Annotated in this window: 22 protein-coding genes; 3 read left to right on the plus strand and 19 right to left on the minus strand. The window is 70.4% G+C overall.

Going from position 1 to position 25,194, the window contains the following annotated elements; translation table 11 throughout:
• Positions 1–134 precede the first annotated feature (134 nt).
• Positions 135–635 carry a VanZ family protein gene (locus DCE93_RS10365; RefSeq protein WP_168186204.1) on the plus strand — a complete coding sequence of 167 codons (501 nt, stop codon included), beginning with the start codon at positions 135–137 and terminating at the stop codon, positions 633–635.
• Here DCE93_RS10365 and DCE93_RS10370 read toward each other — a convergent pair.
• The 19 genes from DCE93_RS10370 to DCE93_RS10460 form a co-directional block, all read right to left on the minus strand.
• A complete protein-coding gene (locus DCE93_RS10370; RefSeq protein ID WP_108595820.1) occupies positions 580–1,707 on the minus strand; it encodes a heparan-alpha-glucosaminide N-acetyltransferase domain-containing protein in 1,128 nt (375 codons plus the stop codon). The two genes, DCE93_RS10365 and DCE93_RS10370, sit on opposite strands and share 56 nt — an antisense overlap.
• Entirely contained in the window at positions 1,704–2,558 is an 855-nt protein-coding gene (locus DCE93_RS10375; protein WP_108595821.1) for a universal stress protein, read from the minus strand. The genes DCE93_RS10370 and DCE93_RS10375 overlap by 4 nt, the downstream gene beginning before the upstream one ends.
• A gap of 69 nt (positions 2,559–2,627) precedes the next feature.
• The gene (locus tag DCE93_RS10380) at positions 2,628–3,242 is read right to left on the minus strand and encodes a thymidine kinase (RefSeq protein WP_108595822.1); all 615 of its coding nucleotides are present in this window, start codon (positions 3,240–3,242) and stop codon (positions 2,628–2,630) included.
• A gap of 51 nt (positions 3,243–3,293) precedes the next feature.
• Positions 3,294–4,433 carry a hypothetical protein gene (locus DCE93_RS10385; protein WP_146184980.1) on the minus strand — a complete coding sequence of 380 codons (1,140 nt, stop codon included), beginning with the start codon at positions 4,431–4,433 and terminating at the stop codon, positions 3,294–3,296.
• Between the two features lie 8 nt (positions 4,434–4,441).
• Complete coding sequence (locus tag DCE93_RS10390) at positions 4,442–5,629, minus strand: sensor histidine kinase (protein WP_146184981.1); 1,188 nt, start codon at positions 5,627–5,629, stop codon at positions 4,442–4,444.
• Between the two features lie 191 nt (positions 5,630–5,820).
• Entirely contained in the window at positions 5,821–6,930 is a 1,110-nt protein-coding gene (locus tag DCE93_RS10395; protein ID WP_108595825.1) for an Rv2578c family radical SAM protein, read from the minus strand.
• Positions 6,931–7,014: 84 nt separating this feature from the next.
• Positions 7,015–8,778, minus strand: coding sequence for an ATP-binding cassette domain-containing protein (locus tag DCE93_RS10400; RefSeq protein WP_108595826.1), 1,764 nt, complete (start codon positions 8,776–8,778; stop codon positions 7,015–7,017).
• A gap of 322 nt (positions 8,779–9,100) precedes the next feature.
• Positions 9,101–10,579, minus strand: a complete 1,479-nt coding sequence (locus DCE93_RS10405) for a malate:quinone oxidoreductase (RefSeq protein ID WP_108595827.1) — start codon at positions 10,577–10,579, stop codon at positions 9,101–9,103.
• A gap of 46 nt (positions 10,580–10,625) precedes the next feature.
• On the minus strand, positions 10,626–11,072 hold the full coding sequence (locus tag DCE93_RS10410) for a VOC family protein (protein ID WP_108595828.1): 447 nt from the start codon (positions 11,070–11,072) through the stop codon (positions 10,626–10,628).
• Positions 11,073–11,141: 69 nt separating this feature from the next.
• Positions 11,142–12,146: an N-acetylglucosamine kinase gene (locus DCE93_RS10415; protein WP_108596712.1), complete on the minus strand. Its 1,005-nt coding sequence runs from the start codon at positions 12,144–12,146 to the stop codon at positions 11,142–11,144.
• Positions 12,143–13,402 carry a 6-phospho-beta-glucosidase gene (locus DCE93_RS10420; protein ID WP_108595829.1) on the minus strand — a complete coding sequence of 420 codons (1,260 nt, stop codon included), beginning with the start codon at positions 13,400–13,402 and terminating at the stop codon, positions 12,143–12,145. Before DCE93_RS10420 ends, DCE93_RS10415 begins: the two co-directional genes overlap by 4 nt.
• 102 nt (positions 13,403–13,504) lie before the next feature.
• Positions 13,505–14,686, minus strand: a complete 1,182-nt coding sequence (locus DCE93_RS10425) for an ROK family transcriptional regulator (protein ID WP_235825120.1) — start codon at positions 14,684–14,686, stop codon at positions 13,505–13,507.
• A 42-nt stretch (positions 14,687–14,728) separates the two neighbouring features.
• Entirely contained in the window at positions 14,729–15,583 is an 855-nt protein-coding gene (locus tag DCE93_RS10430; RefSeq protein ID WP_108595830.1) for an ABC transporter ATP-binding protein, read from the minus strand.
• A complete protein-coding gene (locus DCE93_RS10435; RefSeq protein WP_108596714.1) occupies positions 15,580–16,431 on the minus strand; it encodes an ABC transporter ATP-binding protein in 852 nt (283 codons plus the stop codon). The genes DCE93_RS10430 and DCE93_RS10435 overlap by 4 nt, the downstream gene beginning before the upstream one ends.
• 14 nt (positions 16,432–16,445) lie before the next feature.
• Positions 16,446–17,543 carry an ABC transporter permease gene (locus DCE93_RS10440; RefSeq protein ID WP_108595831.1) on the minus strand — a complete coding sequence of 366 codons (1,098 nt, stop codon included), beginning with the start codon at positions 17,541–17,543 and terminating at the stop codon, positions 16,446–16,448.
• Entirely contained in the window at positions 17,536–18,540 is a 1,005-nt protein-coding gene (locus DCE93_RS10445; RefSeq protein WP_108595832.1) for an ABC transporter permease, read from the minus strand. The genes DCE93_RS10440 and DCE93_RS10445 overlap by 8 nt, the downstream gene beginning before the upstream one ends.
• Positions 18,541–18,600: 60 nt before the next feature.
• Entirely contained in the window at positions 18,601–20,262 is a 1,662-nt protein-coding gene (locus tag DCE93_RS10450) for an ABC transporter substrate-binding protein (RefSeq protein WP_108596715.1), read from the minus strand.
• Between the two features lie 276 nt (positions 20,263–20,538).
• Positions 20,539–21,147: a bifunctional 4-hydroxy-2-oxoglutarate aldolase/2-dehydro-3-deoxy-phosphogluconate aldolase gene (locus DCE93_RS10455; protein WP_108595833.1), complete on the minus strand. Its 609-nt coding sequence runs from the start codon at positions 21,145–21,147 to the stop codon at positions 20,539–20,541.
• Positions 21,144–22,085 carry a sugar kinase gene (locus DCE93_RS10460; RefSeq protein WP_235825121.1) on the minus strand — a complete coding sequence of 314 codons (942 nt, stop codon included), beginning with the start codon at positions 22,083–22,085 and terminating at the stop codon, positions 21,144–21,146. Before DCE93_RS10460 ends, DCE93_RS10455 begins: the two co-directional genes overlap by 4 nt.
• A 76-nt stretch (positions 22,086–22,161) precedes the next feature.
• Between DCE93_RS10460 and DCE93_RS10465 the strand changes: the two genes are divergently transcribed.
• On the plus strand, positions 22,162–23,427 hold the full coding sequence (locus tag DCE93_RS10465) for a type III PLP-dependent enzyme domain-containing protein (RefSeq protein ID WP_108595834.1): 1,266 nt from the start codon (positions 22,162–22,164) through the stop codon (positions 23,425–23,427).
• An 8-nt stretch (positions 23,428–23,435) separates the two neighbouring features.
• A complete protein-coding gene (locus tag DCE93_RS10470; RefSeq protein WP_205647420.1) occupies positions 23,436–25,193 on the plus strand; it encodes an N-acyl-D-amino-acid deacylase family protein in 1,758 nt (585 codons plus the stop codon).
• Position 25,194: the final 1 nt, after the last annotated feature.

A 25,194-nucleotide genomic window follows, 5' to 3' on the forward strand; every position in this document is an offset into this window, starting at 1 on the left:
GACGCGGGTGAATCAACGGGTACGAATGCCGGCCCCCAAGTGAAATGGGGCCGCTGTCGATCGGATGCACGAGACAACTCTCCGCGCAGTGTCGGTCACGCGCCGTCAGGAGCCGGTCTCGCTACCCTGAACCGATGGATGAGACTGAGCCTTCACCGCACGAAGGGCGTGACGAGCTCTCGATCGACACGCCCGACCGCTCCCGCGCGGTTCGGCTCGCCCGTTGGTTCCTGCCTCCCTACCTCATCGCGGTCGGGCTCATCGTCTTCCTCCCAGCGCAGGAGGCCCGCCGTGTCACCGGTCTCGTCGGCTGGCTCGCCGACGTGCTCGCCTCGCTCGGCGCGTCACGGGAGGTGAGCGCCGTGGTGGTGGAGTTCCTCGCGAACATCGCGCTGTTCGTGCCCATGGGGGTGCTGCTCGCACTGGCCTTCCCGACGCTGTCGTGGTGGGTCGTGCTGGCCGTCGGATGTCTCGCGACCGTCGGCATCGAACTCGTCCAGCTGGCGCTGCCGACGCGCTACTCCACGCTCTCCGACATCATCGCGAACACGACGGGTACGGCGCTCGGCCTGCTGCTCCTCAGCTGGTGGGCGCGCGCGCGGCAGCGGCGCGGCTCCGACCGCTCGCCCACCTGAGCAGACGCTCGAGCGGGCCGCGGCCGAGGTATTGACGCCAGAGCCAGGCGAAGAGCATCGAACCCACGATGAGGCCGACGAGCAGCTCGGCCGAGTCGTCGGTGGGGATGCCGTGCTCGACGCGCACGGCCGCCGCGATGACGACGAGGTGCACGGTGTAGATGCTCAACGGCATCGACCCCATCGCGGTGATCGGTGAGAGCACCGCGCCGGCGACACGACGCACCCGGAGCCTGGCGAGCCCCGTGAGCAGCAGCATGCCGGCGACGATGACCACGCCGACCCCGACGTTGCCGATCGCTTCGATCGAGGCTTGCAGCGCCGACGCCCGGAGAACCGCGGTCTCGTCGAGCGCACCCGACGCCGTGGAGGCCGCATCAGCCAACATCGCGGCGAGTGGCAGCATCACGACCGCCGACGTGGCACCCGTGAGCGCAGCGACCGCGACGACGCGAGGCGAGGCGAGGTCGAGTCGGGCGAGGCCGAGCCCGATGAGCATGACCGGGATCCAGATGACGACGGGATAGGCGCCGCTGACGACCCAGTCGACGACGATCGCGAACGGGCCCTGCTGCAGTTCGACGACCGCGTCCGTCGCGCTGACGAGCTCGACGAACGCGGGCATGACGGCGAGCAGCGCGATGCCGAGGCCGAGTGCGATCCTCGGTGGCAGGAAGAGCAGCGGCAGCATGAGCAGGAACGCAACCCCGTAGACGTCGAGAATGATGAAGACGAGCGGGTGCAGGGTCGCGGCGATCAGGATTCCGAGGACGATCAGGATCACCGCCCTGATGGCGATCTGACGACGGAGCACGCCTCGGTCGGCCGCGATCGGCCTCGTCCCGCCGGAGATGAACGCGAGGCCCATTCCGGCGGTGAGGGCGAACAGGAGGCGCGGCCGTTCGTCGGCGATCGCGATGACTGCAGCGAGATCAGCGGATGCTGCCGCGGGCGCGACGTGCGCGACGAACATGCCGATGAGGGCGAGCCCCCGAGCCGCGTCGACGCCGTCGACGCGGTTGGCCGCGCGTTCGGCGGCGGCGGGCGGGATGCGCGCGTCAGTGCGACTCACCGGATGACGACCGTGGGCGCCTCGAGCTCGGCGAGCACCCCGTGACTGACCGAGCCGAGCAGGAAGCGGGCGAGGGCCCCGCGACCGTGGCTGCCGACCACGAGGAGCTCGGCCTCGGCCGCCGCCCCCGAGAGTTCCTGCACCGGGTCCCCGGCGACGACTCGGCGTTCGATCTCGAGCAACGGATGGGCCGCGACGACGGGCTCGAGCGAGGCGTCGAGGATCTCGGCCTCGGCCCGAGCGAGGTCGTCGGTGGCGAGGAGCGGTGCTCCGTAGCCGTATTCGCCACCGACCAGCGCGACGACATCCCAGGAGTGGACGGCGATGAGTCGGCTGCCGAGGCGCTCGGCCTCCCCGGCGGCGAAGGCGAGCGCGTGATCGGAGGCGTGCGAACCGTCGACCCCCACGACCACCCCGCTGCGGAGACGCATCTCGAGGTCGGGGATCACGGCGACGGGCGCACGGCTCGCCGCCGCGATGCGGAGGCTGTGCACGCGTCGTCGGTTGGCACGCCGACCGCCGTGCCAGTCGCTGCCGACGACCAGCATCTCGGCTCCCTCGGAGATCCGCTCGAAGACGCCGACCGGGTCGCCGTGCTCGAGTGTGGTGACGATCGCGATCGAGTCGCTGACGAGGGAGGCCGCCGCTGTCGCGTCGCTGAGGCATTCACGAGCTCGGTCTTCAGCTGCACGACGCAGCTCGCCCTCGGCACCGGCTGAACTCCCGGCATCATCGACGACGTGCACGAGCCGAAGCGAGATGCCACGTGCTGCCGCTTGCTCGGCCGCCCACTGCACGGCCCGCGTCGTGGCGGTGCCTCCAGTGCTCACACCGACCGCGATCTCGTTCATGGCGCACCTCCGCGGGTCTCGCCTCCATCTTCACGCGGAAGGGACGGGGGCACCAGCCCTGCCGCACGGTCAGTGCCGAGCGTGCAACACCCCGCCGCTCTCTTCGAGATAGCAGACGCCGCAGAGCGACTCGTAAGTGACGAGTTCGCCATCGATCGCGACCTGGTCGCCGTCGAACACGAACCGGCCGTCGATGAGGCGGCCGTTGAAGATCGCCTTGCGACCGCACCGGCAGATGGTCTTCAGCTCTTCGAGGCTGTGCGCGACCTCGAGGAGCCGCCGGCTGCCGGGGAACGCCATGGTCTGGAAGTCGGTGCGGATGCCATAGGCGAGCACCGGGATGCCGTCGATGAGCGCGATGCGCAGGAGGTCGTCGACCTGCTCTGAGGTCAGGAACTGCGCCTCGTCGACGAGCAGGCAGCTCACGTCGCGCCCGTGCTCCTCGATGACCCGATTGCGAAGGGACTGGAAGAGGTCGAGCACGTTCGAGTCGGGCCCGATCGTGAAATCCACCTCGCGCTCGACGCCGAGGCGCGACACGATGTCTCGATCGCCCTTCGTGTCGACCGCCGGTTTCGCGAGCAGCACCTGGTGGCCGCGTTCTTCGTAGTTGAAGGCCGCCTGGAGCAACGCCGTCGACTTGCCGGAGTTCATCGCCCCGTAGCGGAAATACAGCTTGGCCACTACGCGAACCACCCGTCTGCCGCTCTCGGGCCGATCTCGGTCGGCATCGATTCACTCGACGTCATAATTCAACTCCACCCTCACATTCTCTCGCGTCGAGGTGGATACGGCATGCATGCCCACCGAACGCGCCACCGCGACGAAACGATCGAGTTCGCGCCTCGTCGGCGGCGAGGCGCCCGCCTCGGTCACGAGTGTGATGGTTCCCCGTTCCCCGTGCTCGTCGTCGGTCGTGAGCACGGCCCTGATCAGCGTCGACCGCTCCGCATCGCCGAGCCACGAGATGAGGGCCGTCAGCGCCGACCGTTGGTCGGCGCTGAGACCGGCCGCAGCGCCCAAGGGGTCCTTGATGATCGTGTCGACACCCCGGCTCTCCCGCACCTTCGCCGCGAGATCGTCGAGCCAGGTCGACTCGAGGCCCGCGCGCAGCGCTCGCCGAAGCGCCTCGGCGAGTTCGCGTGCCCGATCGGCGTCGGCGACCGAGATGCGCTCGGCGGTCATCACGCCGGCGAGGAAGGGCAGCACCTCTTGGCCGAGCACCGACACCCGGCTCTGCTGCACCGAGCGGGCGAGGCCGGCCCGCAGTTCGGCGTCGCGCTGCAGCGCGGCCCTGTTGGCCTCGCGCTGCCATGCGAGCGTCTCGGCGATGATGCCGTACGAGTAGCCGGCGGCGGCCGCCGACAGCGTGAGCACCGGCGCCGAACTCACCGCGACGAGCGCCGGTATCGGGGCGTCCACCACGGTGTACGGCGACGCCCCGATGACGAGGATCGTGAGCACGACCGACGCGAGCACCCCGGCCAGTGCCGCAGAGACCCACGTGCAGTACGGGGCCAGCGAGAGGATCAGCATGCCGATGACGGCGGGTCCGAAGTCGTCGTACAGGTAGCGATTGGAGCCGATGGTGCTGATGTACTCCGCGATCGCCGCGCCGACCGACAACGTCACGACGAGCCAGAGGCGTTCGGTGGTGAACGGTGCCCGGGCCGGTGCCGCCGACAGCGTGGCCGCCACTCCCGCTGCGGCCACCAGCAGGATCGCGACGACTGCGGCCGGCGGCGACCCGACCTCGCTCCAGTGCAACCAGCTCATCACGATGGCCAGCGCGAGCGCCAGCGCGGCTCCGATCGCCACGATGGGCGACGCGCTGATCGCGCCGATCGGGTCGGCCTCCTGTTGGGTGAGGTGCATCCGCCCGCTCATGCGCCGCCCTCGGGGACGGTCAGCACGATCGTCGTGCCGATGCCCTTCGTCGACCAGAGCCGCACCGTGCCCTGTTCCTGTTGGATCCGTGCTCGGATCGAGGTGCGCAGTCCGATGCGGTCGGCCGGCACCTCGCTCTCGTCGAAACCGACGCCGCTGTCCATGATGGCGACCGTGACCTCGCCGCCGCCGAAGCCCAATGCGAGATCGGCCCGGTCGACCCCGGCGTGCCTGGCGACGTTGATGAGGCACTGTGCGACCGCGGCGTCGAGCACGGCGATCCGGCGGGGCCCGAGCACGCCGAGTACCGAGAAGTCACCGGTGATCCGCAGTTCGAGCCCCGCGTCGGCCGCCGACGAGAACGAGAGCACGAGCGATGGCACGGTGCGCTCCTCCGGCGTTCCCTGGTCGGCCGATGCGCTGTCGCCGCTGCCGCGATGCCCTGTGTGCCATCCCGCGGTGGATGCCGCTCCCGCGGACGGACTCCGGGCCGGTGCGACGCCGACGGCACTGCCCGCATGATCGATCGCCCAGTCGCGCCCCACGATGAGACCGAGATCCTGACGGACGCCGGCCCGGAGTCGCTCCTCGACCGGCCCGGAACCGGCTGCCGCGATCGCCACGAGATGGCTGAGGGCGATGTCGTGCAGCCGCGCCGTGGCACGGAGTTCGTAGTCGTGCCGGATGGCGAGCTCTCGCGTCTGCCGGCTGCCCCGGTGCAGCCCGGCCTCGCGGCGCAGGCCGGCCCGGCGGCTCGCACCGTCGAACACCCGCACGACGATGACCACGACGAACGCCAGCCCCGCTGCGAAGTTCGGCTCGTATGCGCCGCCGACGAGGGCGACGCCGAGGAACGCCGCCGCCTCGCCGAGCGCGAAGCCGAGGGTCGCCCAGACGAGCGCGGTCACCGATCCGCTTCCGGCGCCGCCCACGAGGATCAGCGCGGTGCGAGGGAGGGCGAGCACTGCGTTGTTCGTCGTCGAGAACTCCCCGTCACGACCCAGGAGCATCACCGTGTCGGCGCACACCACCGCCGCACCGACCAGCAGGTAGGTCACCGTCAAGGTGACCGTCGGATGCCGCGCGACGAGCGCGAGCAGCACGATCATGACGATCGCGAGCACCGTGCTCGCCCAGCCGTCGGGTGCGCCGCCGAGCGTCGCCATGACGAGACTGATGAGCAAGACGATGCCGAGACACGTGAACGCGGCCCAATGGCCGGCATTGGCAAGTGCACGACTCAACGAATCCCGCGCAAGGTGTCCTGGCAGCCCCAGGCTCATCGTGTCCTCCGCTCGTAGCGCCCCTGCCGACGGCGATGTATGCGCCTCAGCGGATTATCCCAGCTCGAGGGCTCGCCACGTGGACGGCGCGGTCAGAACAATGCGGACGGATCGGGCGGAAGGCCGAGCGCATCGGGGAGTTCACGGCCCGCGCCGGCCGCGCCCACCCGTGCCACGGCAGCTCCGCCGGTCGCCTGACGTCGAGCGAGCGCCGACGACCGCACTCCCCCGGTGGCGGGATCTTCACGCCCCCGTTCGAGGCCATGCGCCCTGATCAGCGGTTGAATCCGCTGGCTGAGCCAGTGCCGGTACGCCTTCGGTGCGTAGGCGTTGGTGCCGAAGTACATCGAGCGGTATTTCGGCACGAGCTCGGGGTGTGCGCGCTCGAGCCACTGCATGAACCACGGCTTCACGCCGCCCCGGAGGTACAGCGCGGTGTAGAGCACAGTGGTGCCACCCGCGGCCTTCACCGAGCGTAATGCTTCGTCGAGGTGCGCCCTCGAATCGGTGAGGAAGGGCAGGATCGGCATCAGGAACACCGAGCAGTCGAGGCCGGCCTCACGCACGGCGGTGACCGTCGCGAGCCGGGCCTTGGTGCTCGGCGTGCCTGGCTCGACCGACCGCTGCAGTTCGTCGTCGTAGATCGCGATCGACATCGCCAGGTCGACGGGCACCAGCTCGGCCGCGTCGACGAGGAGCGGCAGGTCTCGGCGCAGCAGGGTGCCCTTCGTGAGGATGCTGAGCGGCGTGCCACTGGAGGCGAGCGCCTCGATCACACCCGGCATGAGCGCATAGCGCCCTTCGGCCCGCTGGTACGGGTCGGTGTTGGTGCCGAGCGCGACGGGATCGTGCCGCCACGACGGCTTGGCGAGTTCGCCCCGCAACACCTCGGCGACGTTGACCTTCACGATGATCTGGCGGTCGAAGTCGTCGCCGGCATCGAGATCGAGGTACGTGTGCGTCGGCCGTGCGAAGCAGTAGGTGCACGCGTGGGTGCAGCCTCGATATGGGTTGATCGTCCAGCCGAAGGGCATCGCCGATCGGCCGGGCACGCGGTTCAGCGCCGATTTCGCCAGCACCTCGTGGAAGGTGACGCCGGCGAACTCGGGCGTCTGCACCGAACGCACGAGGTTGTTGAGCTTCGCGAGCCCGGGCAGGGCACCGAGCTGTTCGATGCCAAGCTCCTGACCACTCCACCGCATACCGACATTCGAACACATGTTCGAACGGGATGCAAGCGCAGCCCGGCCGGATGCCGCGGCCCGCGCACCGCGGCATCCTTCGCATCACTGCGGCACGCGCTCGCCGACGGGCCTGCCCGCGGCGAGCTCGAGCTCCTCGCCCGACCACCGGCGGCGTAGCCATCGGTCGTGGCTCGCGATGACGACCGCTCCCGGGTACGTGCCGAGTGCCGCCTCGAGGTCGGTCGCGAGCGCGAGCGAGAGGTGGTTCGTCGGCTCGTCGAGGAGGAAGACGTGCGGCGGCCGGGCGATCACGAGCGCGAGCGCGAGCCTGCGCTGCTGCCCCACCGAGAGCGCTCCGATCGGGCGCGACTCGTCGCGCGGGGCGATGAGGCCGAGCCCTCCGAGCGGCACCTGCTCGGCGCGCCGCTCGCCGAGCACGCGCTCGTAGAGGGCGCGAGGTGACGCGTCGGGATCCGCGAAACGCACGTCCTGCTCGAGCAGTTGCACGCGCAGCGCTCTGCGCCGATGCACCGAGCCGCGGTCGACCTGCCGGGTGCCGGCGAGCACGCTCAACAGCGTCGACTTTCCGGCGCCGTTCGCACCCGTCACGAGCAGCCTCGTGAGCGGCGCCACCTGCAGCGCGTCGAGCGCCAGCCGACCGTCGACCGCGACGTCGCTCAGCTGCAAGAGGAGCCCCGCTGCGTCGTCGAGCGCGTGCGAGCCCGACGGTATTCCGGCGAACGCGATGGGCGCCGGCGGCTTCGGCACCTGCTCGCCTTCGAGTGCGGCGAGGCGGCTCTCTGCGCTTCGCACCCTCCGGGACACCGCCTGATCGACGCCCTCCCCCTTGAAGTGGCGGATGAACTTGTCGTTGTCGGTTGCCGCGCGGCCATGGGCGACACGGCGTGCCCCGCCCGCGACCTCGCCGCGAAGGCGCTGCATCTCCTCCTGCTCGTCGTCGAACCGGCGCTGCCAGCGCGCCCGCTCGTCGGCCTTCACGGTCAGGAACTCCGAGAAGCTCCCGCCGAAGACGGTGCCGCCGGATGCCGCGAGCATCTCGGAGCGCGAGACGCCCTCGCCGCCGCGACCCCTGGCGGCGAGAGCGAGCGCTCCGGTCCGGCCGGGATCGAGGTCGAGCAGGCCCGTGGCCACCCGATCGAGGAACTCGCGATCGTGACTGGCGAATACGACCGGCCCCGGCCAGGCGCGGAGCCGACCCTCGAGGAACGTCGCTGCAGCGTCGTCGAGGTGGTTGGTCGGCTCGTCGAGCAGCAGCGCCTCGGGCGCGCTGAGCAGCAGGGCGGCCAGCGCGAACCGCGAACGCTGCCCGCCCGAGAGCTCGGACACCCGGCGATCGAGCCCGAGCGAGCCGACACCGAGCCCGTCGAGGAGCTCGTCCCGGCGCGCCTCGACGCTCCAGACGTCAGCGCGCTCCGCCGCGTCGAGCGCCGCCGAGTACCGCGCCGACGCGGCGCCGGAGTCGTCGCCGGCGAGCGCCGCGGCAGCATCGTCGAGCTCGCGCTCGATGCCGCGCACCTCGGCGAGGGCCGCCTCGAGCACTTGGTCGATTCGCTCCTGTGGCCCGAACGGCAGCTCCTGCGCGAGCAGCCCCGTGCGATGAGGCCGGGCGATGCGGCCCGAGACGGCGGCATTCGAGCGAGTGGATGCCGCGGCATCCCCTCGCTCGAACTCGCCGGCGATCAGCCGCAGCAGCGTGGACTTGCCGGCCCCGTTCTCGCCGATCAGTCCGAGCCGCTGGCTCGGGGCGACAGTGAAGCCGAGGTCGGCGAACACCCGGCGATCGGGGAAGGAGACGGAGAGCCCGTCGACGCGGAGATGTTCGGAACGGGTGACGGATACAGCCATGGGTACGCCCTTTGCGCGAGTGCCCCCGGGCGGTCGACGGATGCCGCGGCGCGCGTTTCGTTCGCACGATGCACCGGGCCGGCGGAACGCAGGCGCGCGGCGCCGACGACCGCCCGGGAGCGGAGGGGGAGCCCCGCCGGGCATTGCCGTCGATGGGTGCGCGCCGAAGCCGTCGCGATCAGCATGGTGTGATCGGAACCGTGCGCACACCCGATGTCGACGGCGCCTCAGGCGCGGGACGAGGGTGTGTGCTCACTTCATAGCGGGTACGACGGTACCAGAGTTCGCCGAGAACGCAACCGGCGATGATCGCCGTCGAGCGTCAGGCCGTGAGGTCGAGCACCTTCGCCGTTGCGGCGAGCGAGGCCGCCGCCGTCTCAGGGTCGCCCGAGAGCTTCGTTCCGTAGCTCGGGATCATCTCGCGCAGCTTGGGCTCCCAGTCGATCATGCGCTCGGGGAAGCAGCGGCCGAGCACGTCGAGCATGATCGGGGCGGCGGTCGACGCACCCGGCGATGCGCCGAGCAGGCCGGCGATCGTGCCGTCGGCGCCCGTGATGACCTCGGTGCCGAACTGCAGCACTCCGCCCTTCTCCGGGTCTTTCTTCATGACCTGCACGCGCTGGCCGGCGGTGATGAGCTCCCAATCCTCGCTCTTGGCCGACGGCATGAACTGACGCAGCGCGGCGAGCTTCTTGTCGCGCGAGGCGAGGAGTTCGGAGACGAGGTACTTCACGAGGTCGAAGTTCTTCAGCCCCACCTGGATCATCGGCCCGAGGTTGTGCGGGCGGATCGAGAACGGCAGGTCGAACCACGTCGAGGTCTTCAGGAACTTCGGCGTGAAGCCCGCGTAAGGCCCGAAGAGCAGAGCCGTCTCGCCGTCGACCACCCGGGTGTCGAGGTGCGGCACCGACATCGGCGGTGCGCCCTTCGCGGCCTTGCCGTAGACCTTCGCCTGGTGCTGCGCCACGAGCTTGGGGTTCGTGGTGCGGAAGAACTGGCCAGAGATCGGGAATCCGCCGAAGCCCTTGATCTCGGGGATGCCCGAGTTCTGCAGCAGCGCGAGCGCGCCGCCGCCCGCACCGACGAACACGAAGCGGGCGTTGACCGTCTTGGGCGTGTTGCCGACGAGGTGACGCAGCCGGATCCTCCAGGTGCCGTCTTTCTGGCGCTTCAACCCGGTGACCTGGTGGTTCGTCGCGATCTCGGCGCCGCGTCGCTCGATGTCGCTCAGCAGCAGCCGGGTGAGCGCGCCGAAGTCGACGTCGGTGCCCGCGACGATGCGGGTCGCGGCGATGCGCGCCTTGGGGTTGCGCTTCTTGGCGAGGAGCGGGGTCCACTCGGCGATGCGCTCGAGGTCTTCGGTGTACTCCACGTCGGGGAAGAGCGGCTGGCCCTTCAGCGCCTCGACGCGCTTCTTCAGGTACTCGATGTTCGCCTTGCCCTTGACGAAGGTCATGTGCGGCGTCGAGTTGATGAAGTTGTGCGGTTCGGGCAGCGCACCGTGCTGCACGAGGTACGACCAGTACTGGCGGCTCACCTGGAACTGCTCGTTGATCGCGACGGCCTTGTCTGGGCTGACCGTGCCGTCGGGGTTCTCGGGCATGTAGTTCAGCTCGCAGAGTGCCGCGTGGCCGGTGCCCGCGTTGTTCCACGCATTCGACGATTCCTGCGCGACCTCGCCCAGCCGTTCGTAGACGCGAATGGACCAATCGGGCTGGAGTTGCGAGAGCAGGGAGCCGAGCGTGGCGCTCATGATGCCGCCGCCGATGAGCACGACGTCGACGGTTTCCTCAGAAGTCACGGATTCCAGTGTAGATGCCGCAGGAAGCTGTCCTGACCAGCGTCGATCAGGCGCCGTGCAGCACGGGCAGCCCTCGTTCGTCGAGCGGCCACGACGGGTTGTGCGCGAGCTCCCAGAGGTTGCCGTCGGGGTCGGCCACGTAGCCGCTGTAGCCGCCCCACTCCGTCTCGGCCGCGGCCCTCGAGATGGATCCACCGGCGAGCACCCAATCGCCGACGGCGTCGTCGACCTCGTCACGCGAGCCGAGGTTGATCGCGAGTGCGACGGCGCGGAAGCTCGGGGCGTTCGCGTGCATCGTCGGCAACGCGGCATCCTTCGCGAGCTCCGCCGTCTCCCAGAGGGCCAGCACTCCGCCGGGGGTGGCGAAGAACGCGACCTCGCCCACGACCGACGACGGCGCTTCACGCCAGCCGAGCCTGCGGTAGAACGCCATGGCGACCTCGACGTCGGCGACGCCCAGCGTGACGAGCGAGAATCGCTGCGGAATGGCCATGGGGCGACGCTACCCCTCCCGCCCCGATCGCGCACCCCGCACGGCACGCGAAGCGGGCACGCCGGGTGATCAGCTCGAGGCGGGCTGCACCTCGCGCGTGGCATCCGCCCGACTCACCTGCGTGACCGCGGCACGCGCCCTCTCGAGGGCTTCGGGCGCGGCACCGGCGTTGCCGAGCGCCAGCAGCGCCGCACCGACGATCGGCGCGGTCTCGAGGATCTCGATGCGGGCCTCGGGCGCGACCTGTGCGAGCCCCGCCGTGATGCCCGAGATCAGCCGCTCGTCACCCGAGCGCACGATGCCGCCGCCGAGCACGATCGGAATCGAACGCCGCTCGAGCCCGAGGCGCGTCACGCAGGCCCGGGCGAAGGCGACGAGCTCCTCGGCCTGGCGATCGACGAGACCGGCGGCGACGGCGTCGCCCGCGCGGGCCGCTTCGAAGACCGCCGGAGTGAGCGCGGTGAGCTCGCTCGAATCACGTCGTCCGAAGTGCAGGTCCTCGATCAGCGCGGGCACCGACTCGACGCCCAGCTGCTCGACGATCACGGCCGAGAGCATCGTGTGCGGTCCCCGGCCGTCGGCGTCGCGCGCCGCATGCCAGAGCGCCTGCTCGCCGATGCCGCTTCCGCCGCCCCAGTCACCCGAGATGCCGCCGAGCGCGGGGAAGCGCACGTCGGCGCCGTCGGCGCGCACGCCGATCGCATTCACTCCCGTGCCGCAGATGATGGCGACGGCATCGAGTTCGTCGGTGCCGGCGCGCAGCAGGGCGTAGAGGTCGTTGTCGACGACCGTCGACTCCCCCGCCCAGTCGAACCCGGTGATCGCGTCGGCGTACTGCTCGATCTCGACGGGCAGGTCGAGGCCGGAGACGAAGAGGCTCGCGTGCTCCACCCGCTCACCGCGCGCGACTGCGCGAACGAGCTCGTCGACGACCCTGACCGCGTCGGCCAGTCCCTCGAGGTGCGGGCTCGATCCGGGGCCGCGACGATGCGCGACGAGCTCGCCGTCGATCGTCAGAGCGACCGCGTCGGTCTTCGAGCCGCCCGCGTCGATCGCGACGATGAGCCCGCTCATCGGGCCCACTCCAGGAATGGAGCGTTCTCGGCGAGGAGCAGGTCGGTGAGCTGCTCGGCACGATCGTGCTGCAACACCAGCGGGTGGGCCCGCATCGCGCGGAGCACCCGGTCGCGGCCGCCGTGCACGGCCGCATCGAGCGCGAGCCGCTCGTACCCGGCGACACCGGCGATCAGGCCGCGGATGTCGTCGGGCAGCGGCGCGACCGGTTCCGCGACGAATCCCCCGTCGCGGAACGCGGCCGGCACCTCGATGACGTGGTCGTCGGGCAGGAACGGCAGCACGCCGTCATTGCGCAGGTTGACCACGCGCGCCCGGCTCTGCCCGTCGCGCATGGCGGCGAGCAGCTCGATCGCCGCTTCGGAGTAGAAGGCTCCGCCGCGCCCCTCGAGTGCAGCGGGCTTCTCGTTCTGGGTGGGGTCGGCGTAGAGCTCGAGCAGTTCGCGCTCGATCGCCCGCACCGCCTCGGCCCTCGTCGGCTCGTGCAGCTGCTCGCGCAGCACCTCGTCGTGCGCGTAGTAGTAGCGCAGATAGTAGGAGGGGACGACGCCGAGCTGTGCGATGAGCTCGGGCGCGAGGTGCACCTCTTCGGCGAGGTAGCCGAGTCGGTGCTGCAACAGGCCGGGCAGGCGGTCGGCGCCGTCGATGACGACGCTTCGCTCCCACGTCAGGTGGTTGAGGCCGACGTGGCCGAGGCTGACCCGGTCGTGGTCGACGTCGAAGAGCGACGCGAACCGGCGCTGGAACCCGATCGCGACGTTGCAGAGGCCCACCGCGCGGTGGCCGGCCTCGAGGAGCGCGCGGGTGACGATGCCGACCGGGTTCGTGAAGTCGACGATCCAGGCGTCGGGCTTCGCGTGAGCGCGCACGACATCCGCAATGCGCAGCACGACGGGCACCGTGCGCAACGCCTTCGCGAGCCCGCCGGGACCGGTCGTCTCCTGGCCGATGCATCCGACCTCGTGCGGCCACGTCTCGTCGGCGTGCCGGGCGTCCTGCCCGCCGACTCGCAACTGGATCAGCACGGCATCGGCGTCGGTGACGCCCGCCACGAGATCGGTCGTGCCGATCACCTTGGCCGGGTGGCCCGCGTGCTCGAGCATGCGCTGCGACATGCCGGCGACGAGCGCGAGGCGGTTCTCGTCGGGGTCGACGAGCCGGATCTCCTCGAGCGGCAGCGTGTCGCGGAGGCGTGCGAACCCGTCGATGAGTTCGGGCGTGTAGGTCGATCCTCCGCCGACGATGGTGAGCTTCATATGGTCCTCATTCCGTGCGTGGTTCGCTCCGCGCGCTCGAGCGCGAAACGGGGTTCTTGGTCGGGTGGATGCCGCTGGGGCATCCGCTCCCCGAAGGTCGATTCAGGTCGCGAGTGAGATGTCCGCCTCGAGGTGGTCTCGAATCTGGTCGACGAGCTGCTGGCGTGCTCCGAGGAGCACCGGCTGCGTCCCGGTGCCGCTCGTGCGCACCGTGAGGTTCGGATGGGCCGCCGGATCGATACGTTTCGTGACGAGCTCGGCCAGGCGATCGCCGCCCGCGATGCCGGTCGGACCGCCGAGCACGATCATCGACGGATCGAGGATCGCGAGCAGCGGATCGACCGCGAGGATCACCCGGTCGGCGAGCGCCGTGAGCATCGCCTCGTCACCCGCGACCCTGGGCAGCAGATCGGTGAGGTGGTCGGCATCGCCGCCGAGCAACCGGGCGACCGCCGGGCCGCCGAGCAGGTCGGTGAAGTCGTTCGCGTCGGGTTCGAGCGCCGCGGCCGTTCGCGGCACCGCGAGGTAGCCGATCTCGCCCGCACCCCCCGATGCCCCCCGATGCACGACCCCGCCGAGGTCGACGCCGACACCGAGGCCCTCGCCGATCCAGAACAGCGCGAAGCTCGCGGTGTGCTGGGCGGCCCCGGCCGAGCGTTCGGCCATGGTGGCGAGGTTCACGTCGTTGTCGATCGTGACGTGCAGGCCGAGCGCCTCCTCGATGCGGCGACGAGCCCCGACCGCCGGCCACCCGGGCAGGGTGTCGGTGAACGAGAGCTCATCGCCGTCGACGAAGAACGCCGCCTGCACGCCGATGACGACGCGGCTGACCGAGGACTCGTCGATACCGGCCTCCGCGCAGGCGGCGCGCACCGCGGCACGCACATCGCCCTCGGGAGTCCGCTCGACCGCATCGGTCGCGATCTGCACGATCGGGTGCTCGTGGTCGACTGCATCGACCACGACCGCCTGGATCGATCGCTCGAGGATCGAGATCGCGACACCGGTGATGCGGTCGGTTCGTACGCCGTATGTGACGGCGTTCGGTCCGCGTCCACCCGACAGTTCGCCGACCGGGCGGATCAGCCCGACCCGCTCGAGGCGGGCCAGCATCTGCGACGCGGTCGGCTTCGAGAGGCCGGTCAGTTCACCGAGTCTCGACCGGGTGAGCGGCCCGTGCTCGAGCATGAGACGGAAGGCGGCGCGGTCGTTGCGAGCCGCGAGCCAGGTCGGGGTTCCCGGATCGATCTGGTTCATGCGGGCCGCCTCTCTCATGTCCGTCATTCTCTCGCCACTCTATCTATCAAGGATCTTTACTGAATTGTTTCAGCTGCCGTTTCGCACCTCATCGCGGAGTCGCCCGAGCCGGTCGGGGTCGGCCGCCGCCTCGAGCAGCGTCTTCGTGTACTCGTGCTGCGGGTCGAGGATCACCTGCTCGCTCGGCCCTCGCTCGACGATCTCGCCGCGGTACATCACGAGGATCTCGTCGGAGAAGTGCCGTGCGGTCGCCAGGTCGTGCGTGATGTAGAGCACGCCCAGGTGCTCCTGTCGCTGCAGTTCTGCCAACAGGTTCAGCACGCCGAGGCGAATCGACACGTCGAGCATCGAGACCGGCTCGTCGGCGACGATGAACCGTGCACCGGGCGCGAGGGCCCGCGCGATCGCCACGCGTTGCCGCTGGCCGCCCGAGAGTTCGTGCGGCCTGCGGTCGCCGAACGTCGACGCCGGCGACAGCCGCACGCGTTCGAGCAGTTCGTCGGCCCGCTCGCGGATCTCCCGACCCGAGAGCCGCGGGTTGTGGATGCGCAGCGGCCGCTCGATGTGGTGCCGGATCGGGTGGAACGGATTCAGCGATCCGAACGGATCCTGGAAGACCATCTGCACGTCGCGCCGGTAGCGGGCGAGGCCGGCGCCGCGGTTGGAGCTCGGCACCCCGTCGAGCAGCACCTCGCCCGAGCTCGGCGTCTCGAGCTTGGCCATCATGCGCGCGATCGTCGACTTGCCCGATCCGCTCTCACCGACGAGCGCGATCGTGCGTCCGGGCTCGAGCGTGAACGAGACATCCTTCACCGCGTGCAGCGTGCGCACCTTCAGCCCGCTGCGCAGCCGGAAGTCCTTGACCAGGTTGCGTGCCTCGAGCGCCGTGGTGTCGACCGCCGTGCCGCGAACGTGGGCGCTCATGCCGCACCTCCGGCTGCCGCACCGGTGCGGATGAAGTCGCCGCGTTCGCCGCGCAGGCTCGGGAAGCTCGAGAGCAATCGCCTCGTGTACGGATGCTCCGGGCTGCGGTAGATCTTCTCGGCGTCGCCCTCTTCGACGATCGCGCCGTCGAGCATGATCGCGATGCGATCGCTGATCTCGATGAGGAGGGGCAGGTCGTGCGTGATGAAGATCACCGCGAAGCCGAGCCGCTCGCGAAGACGCATGATCTCGCGGATGATGCCGCGCTGCACGACGACGTCGAGGGCGGTGGTCGGTTCGTCCATGATCATCACCTGCGGGTCGAGGGCGAGCGCCATGGCGATCATGACGCGCTGACGCATGCCGCCCGACAGCTCGTGCGGAAAGCTCGAGAGGCGCGAGGGGTCGACGCCGACGAGGTTCAGCAGCTCCGCGCTGCGAGCCTCGCGCTCGGCGCGCTTCATCGCGGGTCGATGCGTCGTGAACACGTCATGCAACTGCTTGCGCACGTTCATGACGGGATTCAGCGAGTTCATCGAACCCTGGAAGACCATCGAGACCTTGTCCCAGCGGAACGTTCGCAGCGCCTCGCCGTCGAGTGCGACGACGTCGATGTCGCGGCCGGATGCATCGTGGAACACCACCTCGCCGCCGGTCATCAGCGCCGGCGCCTTGAGGAGCCGGTTGAGGCCGTAGGCGAGGGTCGTCTTGCCGCACCCCGACTCGCCGGCCAGTCCGAGGATCTCGCCGCGATGCAGCGTGATGGTCGCGTTGCGCACGGCCTTCACCGGCGGGTCGACTTCGTATTCGATCGAGACGTCGCGTGCGGTCAGCACGGCCTCGCCCATGATGCTCGTGCCGTTCATGCGAATGCTCCGGTGTCGGCGACGCCCTTGCCGGCCTTTGCGGCCCTGCGCTGGCGCTTCGCGTTCTCAGGCGCGAGCCTGAGCTTGGGGTTCACGACCTCGTCGATCGCGAAGTTGATGAGGGAGAGACCGGCGCCGAGTGCCGCGATGATCGCGCCCGGCGGCACGAACCACCACCAGGCTCCGGTGCCGACGGCCTGACCCGTCTGCGCATCGTTCAGCATGGTGCCGAGCGTGATCGAACCGGTCGGGCCGAGGCCGAGGTAGGAGAGCCCGGCCTCGCCGAGCACCGCGAAGATGACGCCGAAGATGAACTGGGCGGCCAGGAGCGGCACGAGGTTCGGGAGGATCTCGACGAAGATGATGCGGCCGGGCTTCTCACCCGCGACCCGCGCCGCCGCGACGTACTCTCGGGTGCGCAGCGACCTGGCCTGCGCCCGGAGCACCACGGCGGACCCGGCCCAGCCGGTGATGCCGAGGATGAGCGCGACGAGGAGGGAGCTCCGGGCAAGCGGCCCGAGCCCCTCGGCGTTCTGCACGTACGCGGCGATCACCATCACGACGGGCAGCCCGGGGATCACGAGCACGATGTTCGTGAAGAGCGTCAGCAGCTCGTCGAGCACGCCGCCGAAGTACCCGGCGAACACGCCGAAGACGACGGCGAGCACCAGGGCGACGATGCCGGCGACGATGCCGATGAAGAGCGAGCCCTGCGTGCCCCACGCGAGTTGCGAGAACACGTCGTAGCCGAGCTTGGTCGTGCCGAGCCAGTGCTCGGGCGAGGGCGGGAGCAGGGCGGGGTTGTCGGAGTCGCGGGGCGGCTGGGCGATCATCGGCCCGAAGATGCCGAACAGGGTGATGAGGCCGACGATCACGACGCCCGCGATGAGCTTGCCCGAGCGGCTCGGCAGGATGTGCCGGAACCGGCCGCCGCGGCTCGATCGCGCCGCCGCGATCGCGGCAGTCGCGGTCGCCTCACGGGTCGCTTCGCGCACGGCCTCGGCCGAGACCGGGGCCTGGAACAGCGCGTCGTCGCCCGTCTCGTAGCCGGGATCGCTCGCGTCGTGATCGAGGGTGGGCTGAGAGTCATCCATTGTGTCGCACCCTCGGGTCGATGAAGCCGTAGATGAGGTCCATGAAGAAGTTGGCGGCGAGCACCGTGAGCGTGATCACGAGGAACACGCCCTGCATGAGTGCGTAGTCGAGCCCCTGCACCGCCTGGATCATGAGCTTGCCGATGCCCGGATAGCTGAACACCTGCTCCATCACGATGGAGCCGGCGACGACGAAGCCGAGCGCGATGCCGAAGCCGGCGAGGCTCGGGATGGCGGCGTTGCGGGAGGCGTACTTCGTGCGCACCCGGCGCGGGGTGAGGCCCTTCGCCTCAGCGGTCACGACGTAGTCCTCGGACATCGTGGAGACCATCATGTTGCGCATGCCGAGCAGCCAGCCGCCGACCGACGAGAGCACGATCGTGATCGCCGGGAGGATGGCGTGGTAGATCGCACTGCCGATGAACGCCCAGCTGAGCTCTGGACCGCCTGGGAACTCGAACACGTCGTACCCGCCGACGATCGGGAAGATCCCGAGCTGCACCGAGAAGACCGCGACCAGCACGAGCGCGAGCCAGAAGTAGGGGATGGACTGGAAGACGGTCGTGATCGGCACGAGGTGATCGAGCCAGGTGCCGCGCCGCCATCCCACCCACGCGCCGACGATGATGCCGAGCGCGAATGAGATGACGGTCGCGACACCGACCAGGATGATCGTCCAGGGCAGTGCCCCGGCGATCAGATCCGCGACCTGGGCCGGATACCTCGTCGAGGAGACACCGAGGTCTCCCTGAAGCAGCCGGCCCCAGTACGCGAGGTACTGGTCCCAGAGGGACATGTCCTTCCCGGCACCGAGGATCGAGGTGATCGCCTGAATGGTCTCCTCGGAGAGCGGCCGCCCTCCGCTGGCTCGCCGCAGCTTGCCGAGCATGATCGCCGCCGGATCGCCCGGCAGCAGCCGCGGGAGCAGGAAGTTGAGCGAAATCGCCGCCCAGAAGGTGACCAGGTAGAAGGCGACCCGCCGAAGGTAGAAGCTCATGCCACTGCCATCCTCGAGTTCGGGAATTGATGTTTCATGGGACTGGTGCGTGCTCCGGGACTACTTGGTCGGCGTGAGGTTCGTCAGCACGACCGCGTTGGCCACCGCGAGGTAGGGCAACGGTGCGGCGTACAGGTCGTCCTCGGTCGGCCAGCCCGTGAACTTCTTCGTGTTGAAGAACGACTGCGAGGCGTTCAGCACCACCGGGATGTACGGGAGGTCACGAGCGATCTCGGTCTGGATCGTCGCGTACGCGGCCTGCTTCGTCGCGACGTCCTGCGTCGCTCCGGCAGCGAGGACCGCCTCGTCGACCGCGGGGTTGGTGTAGCGCGAGTAGTTCTGGCCGACCAGCGGGCTTTCGCCGACCTTGACCGTCGAGGTGCCGGCGAAGAACTCGTGGTAGTTCGAATACGGGTCGGCGACGAGGCTCTGCGTGAGTCCGAAGAGCGCCATCTGGAAGTCGCCGTTCTGGATCGGGGTCCAGTACTCGGCGTCGGAGACGGTGCGGGCGTTGATGCGGATGCCGGCTTCGGCAGCCTGCTCGGAGATGAGCTTCGCCGCATCGTTGTAGTCGGTCCAGCCGTCGGGCGAGAACAGGTCGATCTCGATCGCCGTTCCGTCCTTGCCGTAGAACCCATCGGAGTCCTTGGCGTAGCCGGCGGCCTCGAGGATCTTGCCGGCCTCGGCGACGTTGGCCTCCTGCGGGCTCGTCGTGAGCGAGGGGTCGCTCAGCCACTGCTCGTCACGCGGCAGGAGCATGAACGTCGGCGAGGACTCGCCGGCGAGACCGGCGAAGGCCTTCTCCTGGATCGTGGCGCGGTCGATCGCGACGTTGATGGCCTGGCGTACGGCCGGGTCGGTCTGCGCACCGGTGCAGCCGAGGTCGGCGTTCGCGCAGGTCGTGATCGTCGTCGGGTCCTGCTGCAGGTTGAGGGTGGTGATGTCGCCCTTGCCGGTGACGGCGTCGGGGTTCGCGATGAACTGGCCGACCCAGTCGATCTTGCCGGTCGTCAGCAGGTCTTGCGAGGACTGGTTCGAATCGAGGCCGACGTACTGCACCTCCTTCACTGCGGGGGCGCCGTCGCGGAAGTTGTCGTTGGCCTCGACCGTGTAGGCGGCGTCGGAGAAGCTCGACAGCACGTACGGCCCGGAGCCGACCGGCTCGGGGTTGGTCTCGCCGATGTAGTCGTCGATGTCGGCCCAGATGTGCTCGGGGATGATGTACGTCGTGCCGAGGGTGAGCGGAGCGCTCGTGAACTGCGGCTCGGTGTAGGTGAGCACGACGGTGGTGTCGTCGGTCGCCTCGGCGGAGACGAACTGCTCGGTCTTGTTCGAGCCGTAGCCGAAGGTGAACGCGACGTCTTCGGCCGTGAGGTCTTCGCCGTCGCTCCACTTCTGGTCGGGCTTGATCGTGACGGTGAGGGTCTTGCCGTCTTCGCTGTACTCGTAGGTGTCGCCGATGAGCCCGACGGGAGGCTCGGACGAGAGCTGGTTGAAGAAGAACAGCGGCTCGTAGATCGCGCCGAAGGTGGCGTGCACGGCCGTGTCGACGGCGAACGGGTTGAAGTTGTTGTTGATGGGGGTCGCGCTGCCAGCCCAGACGCGGAGGACGGACGAGTCGTCGTCGCCTCCAGCGGACGGCGAGCATCCGGTCATTCCCAGGGCGATTGCAGCCGCTCCGGCGGCGAGTGCCACCGCGAAGGAGCGTTTGGTTCGTGTCATCTCCGGCATTCCTCTCGTGCTTCGTTGCGTGGAAGGTGGTGCAGTGACGCCGCCCGCAGGATCTCGGTGCTCGGGCGCTACTGGAAGTGATCCTAACAGAAAAGGTAGTAACTAGAAACAACACATTCAGTTTCTGTTTCCCGTGCGTTTCGCGCGCGGATCCGGCATGTGACGGGCGTCCGGGGTGCGAGATCGGACCGGGGGCGCGACGGGATCGGCGGGCGGTCGGAACTCGCGCGGGTGCGGCGCGGCGCGGCGCCGAACGCTCGGTGCGGCCTACTCGGCGAGGAGCGCTGCGAGTGCCGGCAGCTGCGCGGGATCCTCGAGCGCCGAGCCGACGGCGACCGTGCGCACCCCGCGAGCGAGGAACTCCCCCGCGTTCGACGCGTCCATGCCGCCGGTGGCCACGAATCTGGCGCCCGGGAACGGGCCCGCCATCGCGGAGAACCACGCCGGGCCGAGCAGCGAAGCCGGGAACGCCTTCAGCCAGGTGAGGCCGGCGGCCATCGCCGCCTGCACCTCGGTCGCCGTCGCGACCCCCGGCAGCGGCGGAAGGCCGGCCTCGGAAGACACCCGGGCGACGAGCGGATCGAAGCCGGGACTCACCGTGAAGGCGGCGCCCGCGGATGCCGCGAGCTCGACGTGCCGGGTCGACACCACCGTGCCCGCTCCGACGAGGTGGCCGGCGGCGCGCCCGGCCGCGGCGACGACGGCGAGCGCCTCAAGATCGGCATCGCTCTGGATCGGCAGCTCGACGACGTGGATGCCGAGACTCCAGGCGTGCTCGGCGAGGGCGAGGCTGCGTTCGACCCCCAATCCCCGGAAGATCGCCATGAGCGGCTGCCGGGCGAGGATCTCGTCGAACGCGGCGTTGTCGATGGTCATGACCTGGTGCTCCTCGTGGTGCCTGCGGTACGCGGGAAGTCGGCGGTGTCGCCGAGCACGGTCACGGCGCGGGCGTGTCCGGCGAAGAGGCGCTCGTGCGGGGGCGCACCGGCGAGCAACGACGCGAGGTATCCGGCCGCGAATGCGTCGCCGGCGCCGACAGCCTCGACGACCTCGACCGACATGGCGGGCACGTGCGTCGCGCCCGGGTCGCGCTCGCCACGACCGGTACTTCCGCGGAACTCGGTCGCGCCGACATCGCCGTCTTTGACCACGAGGAGGGCGGGCTCGGGCAGCAGCGCCCGCACCTGCTCGGGCGTCGTGGTCGCCCAGAGCGTCTCGGCCTCGTCGAGGCCGACGAACACGAGGTCGGCGCGCGCGGCCAGTTCGAGCAGGCGGCCGGCCGCGGCATCCGTCGGCCAGAGCGCCGCCCGATGGTTGACGTCGAAGCTCAGCATCGCGGCCGACGCGGCCACGCGCGTGACGAGTGCGTCGACGAGCGCGCGGCATGACTCGGAGAGGGCCGGGGTGATGCCGCTGACGTGCACGACCCGTGCCGAGTCGATCGGCAGTCCGGTGAGGAAGCCCGGTGCCATGCGGGAGGCCGCCGATCCGCTGCGGTAGTAGAGCACCCCTCGGCCGGGGTCCTTGAAGTACACGCCGGTCGGCGCCTCGACGTCGACCTCGGCCCATCGGGTGTCGACGTTCCGCGCGCGCAGATGCCGCACGATGCGGCGGCCGAGCGCGTCGTCGCCGACCCGGCCCGCCCAGGCGGCGCGGCGGCCGAGCGCGGCGAGGTGGGCGGCGACGTTGGCCTCGGCGCCGGCCGTGTCGAGATGGAAGGCCGTGGCCGACTCGAGCGGCTCGGCGAGCGCGGGCGCGACGAGCGCCATGGCCTCGCCGAGGGCGAGCACCTCGGGCAGCGGGGCGACGGTCACGCCCCTATGCTGTCTGGTGTGCAGATTCCATGCAAACGCGTTGCAGGATTTGCAACATATCTCTGGAGGTGCACGGATGCAGCGGCACACGCGACTCGCCGAACTCGCCGATGAACGGCTGAGCCCGGCCGACAAGGGGCTGCCCGCCCGGGCCGCCGGCCTCACGGTGCACGAGTTCCTGGCGACGCAGCCGCGGCTCGCTGAGTTCTGGACTCCGCTCCTCGCTCTCGACGGGCAGGCTCTCGCGCGCAATGCCTCGGTGATCCAGCGGTGGTGCGTCGAGCGCGGGCTCGAACTCATGCCGCACGGCAAGACCACGATGTCGCCGGCGCTCTGGCAGCGCCAGCTCGACGCCGGTGCCACCGGCATCACGCTCGCGACGCCCGGGCAGGTGCGCACGGCGCGGGAGTTCGGCGTGGCCTCGATCTTGCTCGCGAACACGCTCGTCGCACCCGCTGGGCTCGCCTTCATCGCGGGCGAACTCGCGGACCCCGACTTCACCTTCCACGTCTGGGTCGACTCCGTCGAGACGATCGAGGCGATGGAACGCGGCCTCTCCGAGGTCGCCCTCCCCCGCCCCCTCGACGTGCTCGTCGAACTCGGCGCGCACGGCGGGCGCACGGGTGCCCGCGGTGCCCCCGAGGCCGCACGCCTCGCCGAACGGGTCGCCGCCTCCCCCGTGCTGCGACTCGCCGGCACCGCCGGCTACGAAGGCAGTCTCGGTCACGATCGCTCTCCCGTCGCGCTCGCCGCCGTGCGCAGCTACCTCGCCGAGATGCTCGAGGTGCACGAGACGGTGCGCAGCCTCGCCGACGGCCCGCTCATCGTCACTGCCGGCGGCAGCGCCTATCTCGACCTGGTCGCCGAGGTCTTCGCGCCGGCGATCGCGGCAGCCCCTGACGGGGGCACGCGCTGGATCCTCCGCTCCGGCGCCTCGCTCCTGCACGACGACGGCTTCTATCGCGGCATCTCGCCCCTCGACGGCCTGCTCGCGCCCGCCATGCGCGGCTACGCGCGCGTCGTCTCGCACCCCGAGCCCGGGCTCGTGCTGCTCGACGGCGGCAAGCGGGACTTCCCGTACGACGAGGGCCTCCCCTCGCCGATCGGTGCCGCGGAGGCGCCCGGCGCCACCGAACGACCCCTCGCCGGGGCATCCGTCACCGCCCTCAACGACCAGCACGCCTACCTGCGATCTGCGGCCGCGCTGCCGCTCGCCATCGGCGAGGTCGTCTCACTCGGCCTCTCCCACCCCTGCACCGCGTTCGACAAGTGGCGGTTCATCCCGGTCGTCGAGGGCGGCGGCTCCGACCGGGTCGTCGAGCTCGTGCGCACGTTCTTCTAGGGGAATCGGTGACCGTGCTCATTCGCAACGTGATCGTCGTCGATGCCGACGGCGTGGGCGCCGATGGGGTGGGCGCCGATGCATCCGACGTGCTCATCGAGGGCGATCGCATCGCACGCATCGCTCCAACCGGCACGCTCGCAGCGGCGCGGGCCGACCCCTCGGTCATCGACGGGCTGGGCCGGCTCCTCATGCCCGGATTCGTCGATGCGCACGCTCACGTCGACGCCGCGCTCTTCGAGCCCGAGGTGCAACTCGCGCTGCTGCGGCAGGGCGTCACGACGGTCATCGGCGGACAGGACGGCGTGTCGTACGCCCCCGGCACCGGCGAGTACGCCGACGAGTACTTCGCCGCGATCAACGGCCGGCACCCCTCCTATCGCGGGGGCGGCGTCGCGGCGCTCCTCGCCGGCTACGACGGCACGACCGCGGTGAACGCGGGCTACCTCGTGCCCGCCGGCACCGTGCGCTTCGAGGTGATGGGCCGATCGACGGATGCTGCGACGGCCGCCGAACTCGCACGCATGCGCACCCTCGTGGCCGACGGTCTGGCGGCCGGCGCCCTCGGGCTCTCGACCGGACTCGACTACGCGCCGGGCGTCTTCGCGTCGACCGACGAGCTCGCCGCGCTCGCGGCGCCCGTCGCCGACGTCGACGGCGTCTACGTGTCGCACCTGCGCGGCGGCTACGAGGCGAACTCGGCCGAGGGCATCACCGAGATGGCGTCGATCGCCCGGGCGTCCGGGGTGCGGGTGCACGTCTCGCACTTCCATGCGGAACCACGCCTCGTGCACGGCCTCCTCGCCGAACTTGCGAGCTCGGGGGTCGACGCGACGTTCGACGCCTACCCGTACACCCGCGGCTGCTCGATCCTCGCGATGCCGATCCTGCCCGCTTCGCTGACGGTGCGCCCCGCCGCCGAGGTCGTCGCCGCACTCGCCGACCCGGCGGTGCGCGAACGGCTTCGCCGGGAGTGGTTCCCGACCATCACGGGCTACGCGAGCCTCGGGCCCGAGTGGCCGTCGATGCTCACCCTCGCCCATGTCGCCGCGCCCGGCTACGACTGGGCGCACGGCCTGACGCTCGCGCAGGGCGCGGCCGAGGCATCCGCTCGTTCGGGAGTCGGGATCGACCCGATCGGGTTCGCCCTCGATGTGCTCGTCGCCTCGCGGCTCGACGTCAACGTCGTGATGGCCCTGCAGCACGAGCGCAGCGATGCCGGGCTCGCCGAGATCCTCGCGCACCCGGCCGCGATCGGCGGCTCCGACGGCATTTTCATCGGCAGGCACCCGCACCCGCGGGCCCGCGGCTCGTTCTCGCGGTACTTCTCCCTGCTCGTGCGCGAGCAGGCGGCGCTGGGCTGGGCGGATGCCTCGGCGCTCGTGTCGGCCCGCGCGGTGACGCGGTTCGGGCTCGGCGACCGGGGGCTCGTTCGCGAGGGCGCGATCGCCGATCTCGTGCTCGTCGACCCCGCTGCGGTGCGCGAGACGGCGACGTACGAGGCCCCGCTCGGGCTCGGCGCCGGCATCGACGACGTGCTGGTCGCCGGCGTTCCCGTGCTGACCGCGGGCGAGCTCACCGGGGCGACGCCCGGCCGGGGCATCCGTCGCCGCGCCGCCCACCCCTCCCGCGCCGCCCACCCCTCCCGCTTCGCCCACCTCTCCCGCGAAGTCGGGTCGGGACCGCTCGTGTCGCACGGGACCGGCGACATCGACGGTCCGGGGCGACACGAGTGGTCCCGAGCCGCTGACGGAACGGAGCGCTGAC

It is taken from the genome of Agromyces badenianii (genome assembly GCF_003070885.1).
GTDB classification, from domain to species: domain Bacteria; phylum Actinomycetota; class Actinomycetes; order Actinomycetales; family Microbacteriaceae; genus Agromyces; species Agromyces badenianii.